This window comes from Exilibacterium tricleocarpae (genome assembly GCF_007004655.1).
Lineage (GTDB): Bacteria > Pseudomonadota > Gammaproteobacteria > Pseudomonadales > Cellvibrionaceae > Exilibacterium > Exilibacterium tricleocarpae.
Genome location: NZ_ML660090.1, coordinates 1 through 13,842, shown reverse-complemented (window position 1 = coordinate 13,842; position 13,842 = coordinate 1). Strand labels below are relative to the sequence as shown.

13 protein-coding genes are annotated in these 13,842 nt (G+C 46.1%); 11 read left to right on the top strand and 2 right to left on the bottom strand.

All coding sequences use genetic code 11. The features are described from left to right. Positions 1 to 47 precede the first annotated feature (47 nt). The 4 genes from FKG94_RS06560 (at position 48) to FKG94_RS06545 (ending at position 3,598) form a co-directional block, all read left to right on the top strand. Positions 48 to 1,454 (top strand): Na+/H+ antiporter NhaC family protein, encoded by a 1,407-nt coding sequence (locus tag FKG94_RS06560; RefSeq protein ID WP_142903418.1) that lies wholly within the window; start codon positions 48 to 50, stop codon positions 1,452 to 1,454. 111 nt (positions 1,455 to 1,565) lie between these two features. Further along, on the top strand, positions 1,566 to 2,315 hold the full coding sequence (locus FKG94_RS06555; protein ID WP_142903417.1) for a competence/damage-inducible protein A: 750 nt from the start codon (positions 1,566 to 1,568) through the stop codon (positions 2,313 to 2,315). Between the two features lie 43 nt (positions 2,316 to 2,358). Beyond that, positions 2,359 to 2,757, top strand: coding sequence for an ACT domain-containing protein (locus tag FKG94_RS06550; RefSeq protein WP_142903416.1), 399 nt, complete (start codon positions 2,359 to 2,361; stop codon positions 2,755 to 2,757). Positions 2,758 to 2,779: 22 nt separating this feature from the next. Next, complete coding sequence (locus FKG94_RS06545) at positions 2,780 to 3,598, top strand: NAD-dependent protein deacetylase (protein ID WP_142903415.1); 819 nt, start codon at positions 2,780 to 2,782, stop codon at positions 3,596 to 3,598. 138 nt (positions 3,599 to 3,736) lie between these two features. On the opposite strand, the gene FKG94_RS06540 is transcribed toward FKG94_RS06545, so the two are convergent. Together FKG94_RS06540 and FKG94_RS06535 are read right to left on the bottom strand one after the other, a co-directional pair. Continuing rightward, positions 3,737 to 4,672, bottom strand: a complete 936-nt coding sequence (locus FKG94_RS06540; protein ID WP_142903414.1) for an NAD(P)H-dependent flavin oxidoreductase — start codon at positions 4,670 to 4,672, stop codon at positions 3,737 to 3,739. A gap of 164 nt (positions 4,673 to 4,836) precedes the next feature. Continuing rightward, positions 4,837 to 6,105 carry a hypothetical protein gene (locus FKG94_RS06535; protein ID WP_142903413.1) on the bottom strand — a complete coding sequence of 423 codons (1,269 nt, stop codon included), beginning with the start codon at positions 6,103 to 6,105 and terminating at the stop codon, positions 4,837 to 4,839. A 1,645-nt stretch (positions 6,106 to 7,750) separates the two neighbouring features. Between FKG94_RS06535 and FKG94_RS06530 the strand changes: the two genes are divergently transcribed. The 7 genes from FKG94_RS06530 to ectB are packed head-to-tail and all read left to right on the top strand — an operon-like array spanning position 7,751 to position 13,729. After that, positions 7,751 to 9,340 (top strand): amino acid adenylation domain-containing protein, encoded by a 1,590-nt coding sequence (locus tag FKG94_RS06530; protein WP_142903412.1) that lies wholly within the window; start codon positions 7,751 to 7,753, stop codon positions 9,338 to 9,340. Continuing rightward, positions 9,337 to 10,038, top strand: coding sequence for a sulfotransferase-like domain-containing protein (locus FKG94_RS06525; RefSeq protein ID WP_281284219.1), 702 nt, complete (start codon positions 9,337 to 9,339; stop codon positions 10,036 to 10,038). The genes FKG94_RS06530 and FKG94_RS06525 overlap by 4 nt, the downstream gene beginning before the upstream one ends. Positions 10,039 to 10,059: 21 nt before the next feature. Continuing rightward, a complete protein-coding gene (locus FKG94_RS06520; protein WP_142903410.1) occupies positions 10,060 to 10,374 on the top strand; it encodes a cupin domain-containing protein in 315 nt (104 codons plus the stop codon). Between the two features lie 25 nt (positions 10,375 to 10,399). After that, positions 10,400 to 10,783, top strand: a complete 384-nt coding sequence (locus FKG94_RS06515; RefSeq protein WP_142903409.1) for an ectoine synthase — start codon at positions 10,400 to 10,402, stop codon at positions 10,781 to 10,783. A 38-nt stretch (positions 10,784 to 10,821) separates the two neighbouring features. Next, on the top strand, positions 10,822 to 11,943 hold the full coding sequence (locus FKG94_RS06510) for a YqcI/YcgG family protein (RefSeq protein WP_142903408.1): 1,122 nt from the start codon (positions 10,822 to 10,824) through the stop codon (positions 11,941 to 11,943). Then, positions 11,925 to 12,428, top strand: a complete 504-nt coding sequence (locus FKG94_RS06505; protein WP_142903407.1) for a GNAT family N-acetyltransferase — start codon at positions 11,925 to 11,927, stop codon at positions 12,426 to 12,428. The genes FKG94_RS06510 and FKG94_RS06505 overlap by 19 nt, the downstream gene beginning before the upstream one ends. Positions 12,429 to 12,463: 35 nt before the next feature. After that, a complete protein-coding gene (ectB, locus tag FKG94_RS06500; RefSeq protein ID WP_142903406.1) occupies positions 12,464 to 13,729 on the top strand; it encodes a diaminobutyrate--2-oxoglutarate transaminase in 1,266 nt (421 codons plus the stop codon). Positions 13,730 to 13,842 lie beyond the last annotated feature (113 nt).

The window sequence follows — 13,842 nt, the reverse complement described above, 5'->3', positions numbered from 1 at the left end:
ATATCGATAGTTCGATATGTTAAAAGACGAGAAAAAGGGAGCCTTTAATGGAACCGGGAATTACCTCGCTATTACCCCCTCTGCTGGCAATCGCGCTGGCCGTTACGACCCGGCAGATATACCTGTCGCTGGCAGCGGGGGTATGGCTCGGCTACACCTTGTTGCTGGCAGGCGACCCGCTGCTCGGCCTGCGTGAAGCTATCGAGGGATTGGTGGCGGTTCTGTCGAACCCCGGCGACGCGCGCATTGCGATGTTCACCCTGGTGATCGGTGCCCTGATTGCCCTGATGGAGCGCAGTAACGGCGTCAAGGGTTTTGTCGACTGGCTGGAGCACAAGCGCCTGGTGGCCGGTGCCAGGAGTGCGCAGTGGCTGGCCTGGCTGATCGGGGTGGGTATTTTTATCGAGTCCAATATGACGTTGCTGGTCTCCGGTGCAGTGGCTCGTCCTCTGTTCGATCGTTTTCGGGTTGCGCGGGAAAAGCTCGCCTACCTGATCGACTCCACCTCGGCACCGATCTGCATACTGATTCCCCTGAATGCCTGGGGGGCTTTTAATCTGAGCCTGCTCAGTGATCTCGGCCAGGGCAACGCGCTGGAGATATTCATCGCCTCTATTCCCTATAACTTTTACGCGATTGCGGCGGTGTTGCTGGCCGCTGCGACCATCGGCTTCGGACTCAACGTGGGCCCCATGGCGGCGGCTGAGAAACGCACACGCGAAGGGCTGCCGTTATGGCCTGAGTCAACCCCCATGGTCGATCAGGATTTACTCGGCGCCACCGCTGAGGGCCCGCCGGCAAAAGCGCGCAATATGGTGGTGCCGGTGTTTGCCATGGTATTGATGATGGCGGCGGGACTCTATATTACCGGCGATGGCGATCTCGTGGCCGGGTCGGGTTCCACCAGCATTCTCTGGGCAGCCCTGTTTGCGCTGGCGATTGCCTGGATACTGCTGTTGGCACAAAAAGCATTCACCATGGATGAGCTCACCAAGGTAAGCTTAAAGGGCGCCGGCGGCCTGCTGCCGGTGGCGATTATCCTGATTTTTGCCCTGGCCCTGGGCGACCTGACCGACAAGCTCGGCACCGGCATTTACGTGGCTTCGGCAATTGGCGATAGTTTGCCGCCGGCGCTGTTGTTGCCGGTGGTTTTTTTGCTGGCCGGTATCATGGCGTTTTCGGTCGGCTCCAGTTGGGGCACCTTTGCCGTTATGATACCCATAGCCGTACCCATGGCGGGTGCTTTGGGTCTGCCGCCGGCGCCGTTTCTGGCGGCGGTGTTGTCGGGGGGGATTTTTGGTGATCACGCCTCGCCGATCAGCGACACCACGGTAGTTGCATCCATGGCCGCGGCGACGGACCATATCGACCATGTCCGCACCCAGTTACCCTATGCGCTGGCCTCAGCGGCCATTGCACTGTTGGCCTTCTTCGTCACCGGGCTGTTGTTGTAACTGTTGTTGTAACCGTGGTTTTGACCGGATCGGGGTATAAGGGATCTCAAATCAGCGGGATCAAGGCAATGGGTTAAGCGGCTTTAGGGCCGGGTTGTAGAGGTATTTGCCATGCACATTGGCTTGATTATCGTCGGCGATGAGATTCTCAGCGGTCGCCGGCAGGACCGGCATTTCACCAAGGTGGTTGAGATTCTGCGCAGTCGCGGCCTGGTGCTGGACTGGGTGCGGATACTCGGCGATGACGGGCCTTTACTGACGCAGGCGTTGCACGCCACGTTTGCTACACCGGACCTGGTATTCAGCACCGGCGGCATAGGTGCAACGCCGGATGATCTGACCCGTGCGGCGGCCGCCGCGGCGCTGGATATCGACTTAGCGGTGCATCCCGAGGGCCTGGAGCTGGTTACCGCCCTGGCGCGCAAGCGCGGCGTGGCCCTGCAAGATCACCACCGGCGTATGGTCGAGTTTCCCAAGGGCGCCGCCCTGATCCCGAACCCTGTCAACAACGTGCCCGGCTTCAGCGTCGGTCACCATCATTTTGTGCCGGGTTTTCCGGAGATGGCCTGGCCGATGATCGAGTGGGTACTGGACCATCTCTACCCCGAACTGAACGATCGACAGTATCTGGAGCAGGCCCTGATGGTCGAAGGTCAGTATGAGGGTGTGCTCACCCCGTTACTGCAGGCGGTGACAACCCGGCACCCTCAGGTAAAAGTATTCTGCCTGCCCAGTATGCAGGGTGATCTGCCCAGCAACGAGGTCGGTATTAAAGGCAGTGCAGCGCAGGTTAAGTTGGCAATGGCCGAACTGAAGTCACAGTTGGATGAGCACCTGTACGCGTGGCGCCGGCTGGACTGATTGACGGTTTCCCGGTCGAAATATCGATGCTGAGGTAAGTATTATGAGTGGAATAGTGGAACTGGAGCAGATACTGCGGTCTCTGCAGCCGAACCTGGGTGATGGTGAATTTGTTTTCTGCACGTTTACGGACATGAAATATGGCGACCACGCCGAATTGACACCGCTCGGCGTCTTTCAGGAGCCCGAGGGCATGACACTGATCGTGCCGCGCCATCGCGCCGATCGGGCGGGTATCGAGTACGACGCGTGTTTTCGCCAGCTTACGCTTACTGTGCACTCCAGCCTCAACACGGTCGGCCTTACCGCCACGGTGGCCGGGGTGCTGGCCGAACACGGTATCAGCGCCAATGTGGTGGCGGCTTTCTACCACGACCATGTCTTTGTGCCGACTGACAAGGCCGAGGAGGCATTGGTCGCGTTGCAGGCCCTGCAGGGGTGATGCGATAAAAGCGATGTATTCGATGGCAGACCGCTTGCTGGAATTTATGCAGCGCCACCCGCGGCTGTTGGTGCTGACCGGCGCCGGCATCAGTCGCGCCTCCGGTATTCCCACTTATCGCGATCACCGGGGCAACTGGCAGCGCAATGCACCGATTCAACACCGGGACTTTCTCGCCGATCACGCCGTGCGCCAGCGCTATTGGGCGCGCAGCCTGGTGGGGTGGCGGTATATGCAGCGGGCGCAGCCGAATCGCGCTCACCGGGCCCTGGCGGAACTGGAGGCGCGCGGACGGATTGAACTGTTGGTGACGCAAAACGTCGACGGCCTGCACCAGCGCGCCGGCAGTCAGCGGGTGCTGGACCTGCACGGGCGCATCGATTCGGCGGTGTGCCTGGCGTGTGGCACGCAGCGTTGCCGCGCCGATATTCAACGGTTCCTGGAACACCACAACGCTGAACTGGTCGACTTTGCGGCCGCTGCCGGTCCCGACGGCGATGCCGATGTGGACGATTTGGATTTATCCGCTGTCACTGTGCCTGACTGTGTAAGCTGCGGCGGTGTGGTCAAGCCGGACGTGGTTTTTTTTGGCGATAATGTGCCGCGCCAGCGGGTGGCGGCAACCACCGCTGCCTTGCAAAGCGCCGGTGCATTACTGGTGGTGGGTTCCTCGCTGATGGTTTTCTCCGGTTACCGGTTTTGCAAGCTGGCCGCGCAGTCGGGTTTTCCTATTGCTGTGCTTAATCGGGGCGTGACGCGGGCGGATGATCTGGTGGAGTTTAAAGTCGAAGGGGATTGTGGTGAGGTTTTAGATGGCGTAGTCGGTCTGCTGGGAGCCTGAGTGTTAGGGCAGAGCTGCCCCCGGTATTGGCAAACAACAAGCCGGGCGATACCACTGAACGTCTTATTAACGTTATTTTGACGCGCAGTGGTAAATGCTTATGCAGGCGTGAATAAGTTTGGAATTTGCAGAGACGGGTCAGAACCCGCGTGCCGCCGCCAACTGCCCCAGGCGACCGGTAATTTCAAAAAACTGCGCCACCGTCTCCTCGATGATCTGTGCCGCCGGTTTGACACTGTCAATCAGGCCCGCCGACTGCCCTGCCAGTCCCACGCTGGCTTCCATATCACCGCCGAAATAGAGATCGAGAATTTTGGCAAACGTATCGACCGGCATCACGCCCTCCTCGTGAATGATTGCTGTGCGCTTGGTTTTGAGGGCGCGAATACAAGGTGTCGACTGCTTGTTGAGCACATAGGTTCCCGCGGTCGAGGCGTCGAGAATAGCCTGTTTGTAGTTATTGTGCACCGGACTCTCGGCGGCGCTGACGAAGCGGGTACCCATCTGTATGGCCTCGGCGCCCAGGGCAAAGGCTGCGGCCATGCCGCGCCCGTCACAGATACCGCCGGCGGCGATCAGCGGTATATCCACCTCGGCGCCGATAGCCTGCAGCAACACCAGCGTAGAGACCTCCTCCGGATTTTTGAAACCGCCGCCTTCGGCGCCTTCGACCACCAGTCCGTCGACACCGGCCTCGGCGCATTTCAATGCAGCCTCTACCGTGGGTACGGCGTGGTACACAGTGATGCCGGCATCTTTCAGCGGGCCGATAAATTTCTTCGGACTACCGGCGGAGGTGGTAACGAATTTCACGCCCGATGCGCAGATAAACTTCAGCATGGCATCGTCTTTGAGGAACATAATCGGCAGGTTGACACCAAAAGGTTTGTCGGTAAGCGCGGGCATCTTTTCGATTTCAGCTTTGCAGTTCTCCGTCTCACCGGAGGAGGTTTCGATGATGCCGAGACCGCCGGCATTGGAAACCGCCGCCGCTAACCGGGCGCGGGCAATCCACCCCATGGGGGCCTGGACGATGGGGTATTGAACACCTGTGTGGGCGAGCACTCGATTCATATTTCTCTCCGTTTTCTCTCCGTCGCTATGCTTGGATACAAAATGTCGGCTAAAAAGCTGCCTTATTAACAGTCTGTATAGTAACTGATTTGACGCCTTTTGGGTTTTGGAAATCGAGGGGTGTTGCCGAAGCTTTCGAGCCGGATCGCACCGACACGTTGAAACTATATTTTGACTCTCAGACAACGCAGATTTCTGGTATCGCGAAGTGGCCCGGTCAGACATACGCCCCGGCCATTCTCGGAGTAAAAGGCAGTGTTCGGGCTATCATAGTATGGGTTTACGATAAATGCCAAATTAGCCGGCAGCGAGTCCAAGCTCCGCAATTCGTTAAATAAAAAAATCTTTGTATTCACGTCAAAAACTTTTGCGACGTGTTTTTCGTAGTCGGAATTAGCCAGTTGGTTCAATACAGTCCCAACCCAGTTTCGCAATCTGGATTGCTCGATGTCCACCGGCCCGTCTTCAGTTACAGCACTGGCAAACGCCACCGGCGGCAGCAGTGAGTATTTCGCTATCCTCGCATAGACGGGATAGAGGGCATTTATACTCATATTGGGTTTGAAGAAAATTCTCGTCGCCCAGCCGGGAAAATTGTCCCCCGCGTTCCAGAACTCAGGATGCCCATCCATATTCGTATAAACGCCGTAGATCGCCGCCAGCTCGATGGCCATCGGCAGTTCAAAACTGCGCTCCGCTGTCGATAGAAGCGGCAGTTCGGCGTCGAGCTGATAGCCGTAGCGGCGCATCAAAACAAACAGCACGTCTATATTTTCAGACACGGCCAGCAGAAAGACCGACTTTCCTACCAGCGTATCGGCTTGCCGGAGATGGCTGCGCAACCCGGTAGTATTACTCAGCAAATCGCCTACCGCTCGATCGATGCCCGATCGCTCCGCTGTACTAATGGCCTGCATAATGGCGATACGATTCGCCACGGTTATGTATCGGTAGGACGGCAGGGGCGCCGATACAACAGCCGGTGAACTCAGCGTTCGATAGTCCTCCAGCGCCAGAAAGGTTTTATAGCGCGCCAAGACAGTGGCATGGGTCTGTAGCATTTCTGCGTACTGGTCTTTTGCGCTAAAGAGGCGCCCAAGGCAGCCGGCTTCCCAAGCGCCGCAGAGTAGATCGCCGTCCGGCATCGGCAGTTTTTTGTCGGCGGGATAGTCCTCATAACTGAACTCAGCTTCCCGGTTCAGGAACGCTTGCTCTCCCTGCCTGACAGATGCATAAATTCGGGCGCCCACCGCCATAGGCTCCTCATCGGCTGCGGCAAAAATACCCATGAGGTAGAGATATGCATCGCTCGGCTCTGAGGTCGAAGCCATATCGAGCAGTTGTCGGGCCTCCGGCCTCAGCTCATCATCGGCCTGTAGCAGCATTACCGCCAAAACAATAAAAACGACTATACCGGACAGCGCTTCTTTCATAATTTAAGATCATACCTTGTACGCAGTGGGTGCGCGGCTGTTGTCCGGCGCCGCCCAATTACGGAATTACCGCCGGCAGCGCGATTCTCGCAGCGGTGTGAAGGGCAGTTTTAACAGGCAATACAGTCCGATGCAACGTACAAAATCAATGGCAAAAACAAATACCGCGCACCGACAGGCCGGCGTTATCCATACCGACCGCCCCACAATAACGTTTGACGGTCACCCCCGGGACTACAGACCAAGAGTATAGAAATCGACCCGGCCACAGGATATCGGCACGAGTGAAAGCTCGCGCCGTAAGGCCCTATCGATGCGCGACAAAATTATCGCCCTCATTCACCGAGGTACTCTTCTTCACTGCCATCTTGTCAACAGCTGTCCCTTTAGTCACGCGCCATTTCGAATCAAGCGCGTTGACTGTATAGTCCACCAACAAATGACACTTGCCCGCTCCGCTGCCTACTTTCGAAACCCAAGGGCGCCAAATCGGTTACTATACGGTGTTAAACATCAGGGGCAGGCTCTAATGGCACTACTTCAAGAGAATATGTGCTGGTTGACCGGTCTGGCTCTGGCTGAAGCCTTCAGAAACACGTCCTAAACCTGTCCCTGGCGGCTTCCCTGCATCCCTGCTGTCGAGAGTTTCTAAAGGCTTCAGCCAGAGCCAGACCTCTCTTCAACACGATTAACTGAGGTTGGTTCGATTGGGTTGGGGATCGATAAACTGGTGCAAATACGCTGAATGAATTGCCATTGTGCGTCGAGCAAAGCTTAGACGCAGAGGAAGTTAATCAACAAGGAGGTGAATTAACGGAAACTGTGCGGTAGTTTCCTGTGGGTGAAAGTCCCACCCGGGCAAGGTTGGCCACCACTCGGAAACGAGTCTTGAACCTTCAGCAGTGACGCTGAAGGTTAAGCGTAGACAGCGAGTCAGTAGGCCACGGAGATAGAGCACCTAAATACCTCTCTATGAGCCCAGACACACAGTTGGATGCTGAGCTGTGCGAAGAAAGACAGCATGAACCCAGATATTGGGGCGGGACGATCAAAAGGACGGCCGCGAGAAGTCGAGGCAGAAATCGGAGCTTTACATAGTACCGATGAAGCTGGACCATCTCAATCCGCCAAGAGCCTGTAGAGGGAAAGGAAGGTCACCTCATCACACCCTCAGGAGGGCAACATGTACGAAACAAAGAGTTCGGAAGCCATGTCCACCCCACTGCTGAGGTTAGCGATGCTGGGTAGATGAGATATCCACAGAGGGGCTTTGCCACTCTCAATTAGTATCTGACGAAGGCGTTGCTGCAATTAGCCTTTTATCAAATGCGCAAGGATGGCGTGGTAGGTGTCGATGGCCAGACAGCCAGCGACTATGGGCAAGCGCTAGAAGAAAATCTCGAGAGTATTTTGCGGCGAGCCAGAGACGGCAGCTATCATGCCCTTGCCAATGTGATGAATTGAGGAGCCGAGTACGTTAATCGCGCACGTCCGAATATGTGGGCGGCGGTGGTGGTAATACCGTCGTCTACCCGATCCAGCCTATTCTCCTTTTTGTGCTATATATTATCCCTATATGACTAGCTAACATAAAGTAGCATGATTTACACTCGACTAAGTTTATGTGTATTAGTTGGTTGGTATCATGGACGGAAATGAAATCCTACACTTTAATTCGAAACAACTAATATGTGGTAGAGAAACGATTCTCTCGGAAAAATCTCTTGTTGATCTGGTAGATGAGTCGATTAAAAAATATAAATATAATATAGCTATAATATTTAAAGACAATAAAGTTACTTATGGTGAACTTAACGACAGGTTCTGCGAAATTGCATTTTCAATTAAAAAAATAATTGGAGGGCAAAGAGATATAATTGGTGTAAATTTACACAGAAGTATCGAACTAGTAGCTACAATAATCGCCATTCAAAAACTAGGATGTATTTATTTACCTCTATCAAGAGATATTCCCGACGAAAGAAATACTAAAATAGCTGCTGATGCTAAGCCTATACTGATTATTACCGATAACAATAATTACAAATCCTTCACTCAAAAAGATATCTCCGTAGATATCAAAGATCTGTCTTCATATTTCGTGTTGTCTCACAACCAAGGAATTAATATGACAGATATTTGTTACGTAATGTATACGTCCGGTTCTACTGGAAATCCCAAAGGAGCCATGATCACGCACTTAGGGGTAGTTAATCGTATAGAATGGATGAAAGAGTATTATAACTTTGTAACTGGAGACGCTCTGCTGTTTAAATCGCCCTTGAATTTTGATGTGTCTATATGGGAAATATTCTTACCACTAATTAGTGGGGGTAAACTAATTATAGCTGAACCAGGAAAACATGCATCGACAGCTTACATCGTTAATTTAGTTAAGCTACATAAAATCACCTTTGTTCATTTCGTGCCAGAAATGCTAAGAGAGTTTTTAGCAGAAAAGGATTGTGAAAGCTGCAAGTCTATTAAAACTATTGTATGCGGAGGAGAGTCATGGAATATAGATTTAGCAAAAAACTGCAATGAAGTATTACCAAATTCTAATATTTATAATGGTTATGGACCTACTGAAACATCAATTGGCGTAACTGTTTGGAAATACGATAAAAAATATAATAGGAAGCCCCCCATAGGAAAGCCAATTTATAATGTATTTCTATTAATTGTAGATAATGAAGGAAACTCAGTTAAAACAGGTCAGCCGGGTGAATTATGGATAGGAGGTATATGTGTTTCACCTGGCTATATTAATGGGGGCTTTGGAAATATTGACAAAAAGCGATTTGTAAAAGTAAGAATTGAGAATGATCTTTCAATAAGATTCTATAAAAGTGGGGACATAGTAAAACAATTGGAAAGTGATGAAATTGAGTATATTGGCAGGATTGATAATCAAGTTAAAATCAATGGAACTCGAATAGAGCTTGAAGAAGTAGAGGCAATAACTTCAGTTTTTCCTGGAGTTAATAGAACAATAGCAACGGTGGAAAGTGGGAAAAATAGGGATAATAAGCATCTCGTGTTGTACTTTATGACTGAAATCGATGACAATCACTTATCAAAAGAATTGATGTCGTATTGTGAAAAAAACTTACCATCACAAAGTGTGCCTAATAAGATTATAGAAGTAAAAAAAATACCTTTATTGACTAATGGGAAGTTAGATAGAAGGAAATTTAATGAAATGAATAGATTTGGTTTAAAAATTGATCAATGAAGAAGCTAATATTCTTGTGGTGTGTTCCTAGATCGTTATCAACAGCATTTGAAAAAATGTTTGATAATCGTGGAGACTTCTTTGTTATTAGTGAGCCATTTTTAAAAAATTACAAATATAAAAGAGACAATTATACTAACAAGTATTTTATGCAAAAAAATGATGAAATTCTCGGAAATATTTTATATGAGAGTTTAAATAACGATACCTTTGTCAAGGATATGGCTTATCATATTGATCAAAAGACATCAAAAATATTGATTGAGCGATCGGTCAACATATTTTTGATCAGAAATCCAGTATATACCGTGCCATCTCTATATAGTATGAATCCCAAATTTACATTATTCGAAGTAGGCTATCACAGTATTTATAATGTATTTCAAGAAGCTCAAAAAATTAAAAAAAATATTCCTGTTATTATTGATGGAGAATTATTGAAAAAGAACCCTGTTTCTACGGTAGAGAAGCTTGCTAGTAGAATTAGTATTGATAAACGCTTGGAATCACTAACTTGGAATCTAGGTAGTAAAAAAGAATGGGTAGAGAGAGAAGATTGGCATTTAAATGCTATAAATAGCTCGGGTTTTACGAATTTTAATTCAAACTATGCCAAATATTTAAGCATTGAAAAAGTTAAAAACGCTATACAAGAGGTAACACCAATATATAATAAGTTATTCGATTACGTCATTTAATAAATTGTGAGGCATAGCATAATGACAGAAAGTAGTTTTAGAAGCACTAGTGAGTTAATTAGACAGGAATTCAAGGAGTGGAAATCTACAGATATTTCTGTTGTCAATAATAATACTGTTAGATTTAGGCTAATGAAAAATATTACTACTAATTGGCATTCTCATTCTGATAGTGACGAGTTGTTTATTTTGCACAAAGGAAGGATGGAAGTGGAAACAGAAAATGAGAAATATACATTAAATCCGGGTGATGTCTTTAAAGTTTCTACCGGAATTAGGCACCGGGTTAAAGTTACAGATTATGCTGAACTTTTCGTTGTTGATGCTATTAAATAGTATTGGTTTTTTAAGGTTAAAAGTTATGATTATCCGAACTGTTAAAGGCTTAGAAAGCGATAGCGTTGTCAGTAATGAATGGTTTACAAGCTACAGAATTCTACTTGCAAAAGATAATATGGGCTTTTCATTACACTTGACGAAAACCAAAGCTGGATCAAGAAACATTATGCAATATAAGAATCACTTAGAGGCTGTCTATTGTATATCAGGACAAGGTCGGTTAATGGACTTGGATAACAATCGATCCCATTTAATCTCTCCCGGAACATTGTATGCCTTAGACGAAAATGATAAACATATTTTGGAAGCTAAGACAAATTTGGAGCTGTTATGTATATTCAATCCGCCCTGTATCGGCTCAGAAACTCATGATGAAAGTGGGTCATATCCATTGCTGGAAGTTTAGATCTTGAATGCATTATATGTTGGCGAATAGAGGTTTGTATGAAAGAGAATAATCTATGGGCTTCTGTATTTGAAAGTATCGAAAAGAATTATATCCAATCTAAATACAAATATTCCGCCATTGTATCTTTAAGGCTTCTTAGAAAAGCTATCGAAAATACTGACAACGGTCTGCTTGACTATAGCTCCAAATCAGAAACTTATAAAAAATTGTCGAGCATATTGCTATTTTTTTGGGTGATTTCAAACTACTATCGCGTATCTCCTGCCAATCTAACCTTTATTCATAAAAGAAAAAGTGATATCAGTTTTAAAGAAAGTTGCCTATTTTTTTTGAAAAGTTTATATAGTTATGAAATAAAAAGTAACTACCCTGACAAGTTCTTTATTGAGGAAGGAATATATGATTTGTCAATCTACTTGTCTTCATTGTTTTTTAAGTTCAAAGTGAGAGTTGAGTTTGTACTAGATTTAATTTCTGACTCGTTATCTTCAAGCAAAAATTTTTCTACTAATAGTTTTGATCCAAGCAACTGCGATTCTTTAAATAAGTTTAATGCAATAGTCAGTTTGACTCCATGCCCCTACGCTCTATCAGGAAAATACTGGGGTGCTCCGAACTGGGATGAAAAACATAGTTTTTCTGATAATGTAAAAAATATATCTTGCTGGCTTAAAGTGTTTTTGGTCGTCGGCAAAGCAGCTAGGCTCGACGGTTTTATTGTAGTACTACCGCCTCGTTATAGCTATACAGTCAGCTGCTTATCCGTAACGTTAGCGAATTTTATTCGTATAATTTCTGAAGATGACAGAAATTCAATAGATAATCTAAGCAATGTCAATAGCGACGAAAATTGGTCGTTTATATATTCCGATGAACCTATGTTCATTACTGCTCTTGGTGTATGTTATGAAGCGAATAACCCAAGGCATACTTATGGAGTAAATAATACCATATTTTTTTTACAGCCTGATTTTACTCTGAGGTCTATCGATGCTCTCAGTCAGGATAAAGAGCAACTTACTAGAAAAAAAATTCGCAACATATTCGAAAAAAATGGCGTTTCTTATACGAATATAAAGTCTCCTAGGGAGCCTCAGAGATATATTCGATCTGAATATGCAGGAAAGGAGGTTGTTGAGTGGTGGAACTCGCTGTAAGTGGAGTATTATATAGAAATGTGAGACCTATTGATTCAAATAGTATTTTTTGCATTGTTAAAAAATTATCGTCACTTGAAATTAACTCTTTTTACCATTATTTGATATTCTGCTCGTACTTCAAAAAAACAAGTTCCGTAGCCATATTAGACAAGAAAATAGTTGGTTTTTGCCTTGGCTTTTCACATGAAAAAAATAATAAAGTTTTATTTATATGGCAGGTAGGAGTCTTGCCAAATTATCAGAACTATGGTTTCGCAAAAACCTTGATCAGTTATTTGATTGACGTTAACAAGGCTGGCGCAATTCAAGCAACTATTGATAAAAACAATGCGGTATCTGAAAAACTATTTCAGTCAATTTCAAAAATATATAGAGGAGAATTATTTGAAAAGAAAGTTTATTTGAAATCCAATTACGAATATTTAAAGAAAAATGAAACGCTAATTCAAATTGATATAGAAGAAATAGGCATAAATTTATGAAAATTTTTTCAGTTCCTTAAGTCTGGTAAATGGCTATGAGTTTATTTGATGGTATTGAATCTAATGTGGCGTTTTACTCTCGTCTTTATCCGGCAGTATTTAATAGTTCTGAAGGTGTCTATATTTTCGATGTTCAAAATAGAAGATATATTGATTTTTTAGCAGGTGCTGGGTCTTTAAATTATGGGCATAATAATCCAATTCTGAAGAAGAAACTAATTAGCTATATAGAGTCAAATGGTGTCACTCATGGGTTAGATATGATGACGTTAGCTAAGAAGGAGTTTTTATCTGTATTTCATGAAAAAATATTAAAGCCAAGAAATCTAAGTTACATTGTACAATTCACAGGGCCTACTGGAACAAATTCTGTAGAAGCGGCATTAAAAATATGTAGAAATGTAACAGGCCGCCAGAACATAATCGCTTTTACTAACGCGTTTCATGGCGTAACACTTGGCTCTTTGGCAGTTACAGGAGGTAGATTTTATAGGGCTGCAGCGGGTGTGCCATTGAATAATGTTTTTCGTTTACCATATGATGGAGAGCATGACAATAGTTTTGATAGTATTAATTATATTAGTGAAAAACTAACCACTTCAAATAGTGAAATTGATAAGCCAGCTGGTGTTATCGTAGAGGTGCTACAAGGTGAGGGCGGGTTAAACAAAGCTAGCATAAAGTGGTTGCAAGAACTACAGGAATTGTGCAAAAGACACGGAATGCTATTGATTGTTGATGAAATACAAACCGGTTGTGGTAGGACAGGAGATTTTTTTAGTTTTGAAAAAGCTAGGATATATCCAGATATAGTGACACTGGCTAAATCGCTAAGTGGATATGGTTTACCCTTTGCCGTGGCTTTAATAAAGCCATGTTACGATAATTGGAAGCCAGGTCAACATAATGGCACATTTCGAGGAAATAATTTGGCATTTGTTACGGCTACAGAAACATTCAAATATTATTGGAAAAATTCTGAGTTTTCTGAAGCCGTGGTGCATAAAAGCTTATTAATAAAGAATCGTCTCAAAGAAATAACTGATAAATATGAAAAGCATGGTTTTCAACATAAAGGTTTAGGTATGATGCAAGGTATTGATTTTATGGATGGAAAAGTTGTAAACGAAATCTGTCGGAATGCCTTTTTAAAAGGAGTTATTGTTGAGCCATGTGGGCCTACATCAAATGTTTTAAAAATTTTACCTCCTTTAATTATTGATAATTCCTGTTTGCATAAAGCGTTAGACACTATAGCCGATAGTATAGATGAGGTAATAAACAATAAAATGAGATGCTAGGGCCTGTTCACACTAATTTTGATAGAATGTGCGCCTATGGAAATCACGAAAGCACAATTCAAAATTATTGAACATCTCCTGCCAATACAGAGGGGAAATGTAAAAATACCGAA

Bases quoted from the DNA above. Each gene is read 5' to 3' on its own strand.
- FKG94_RS06545 (WP_142903415.1), top strand. From the start codon at position 2,780: ATGGCAGACCGCTTGCTGGAATTTATGCAGCGCCACCCGCGGCTGTTG.
- FKG94_RS06520 (WP_142903410.1), top strand. From the start codon at position 10,060: ATGACAGAAAGTAGTTTTAGAAGCACTAGTGAGTTAATTAGACAGGAA.
- FKG94_RS06530 (WP_142903412.1), top strand. From the start codon at position 7,751: ATGGACGGAAATGAAATCCTACACTTTAATTCGAAACAACTAATATGT.
- FKG94_RS06515 (WP_142903409.1), top strand. From the start codon at position 10,400: ATGATTATCCGAACTGTTAAAGGCTTAGAAAGCGATAGCGTTGTCAGT.
- ectB (WP_142903406.1), top strand. From the start codon at position 12,464: ATGAGTTTATTTGATGGTATTGAATCTAATGTGGCGTTTTACTCTCGT.
- FKG94_RS06540 (WP_142903414.1), bottom strand. From the start codon at position 4,672: ATGAATCGAGTGCTCGCCCACACAGGTGTTCAATACCCCATCGTCCAG.
- FKG94_RS06555 (WP_142903417.1), top strand. From the start codon at position 1,566: ATGCACATTGGCTTGATTATCGTCGGCGATGAGATTCTCAGCGGTCGC.
- FKG94_RS06525 (WP_281284219.1), top strand. From the start codon at position 9,337: ATGAAGAAGCTAATATTCTTGTGGTGTGTTCCTAGATCGTTATCAACA.
- FKG94_RS06510 (WP_142903408.1), top strand. From the start codon at position 10,822: ATGAAAGAGAATAATCTATGGGCTTCTGTATTTGAAAGTATCGAAAAG.
- FKG94_RS06535 (WP_142903413.1), bottom strand. From the start codon at position 6,105: ATGAAAGAAGCGCTGTCCGGTATAGTCGTTTTTATTGTTTTGGCGGTA.
- FKG94_RS06550 (WP_142903416.1), top strand. From the start codon at position 2,359: ATGAGTGGAATAGTGGAACTGGAGCAGATACTGCGGTCTCTGCAGCCG.
- FKG94_RS06560 (WP_142903418.1), top strand. From the start codon at position 48: ATGGAACCGGGAATTACCTCGCTATTACCCCCTCTGCTGGCAATCGCG.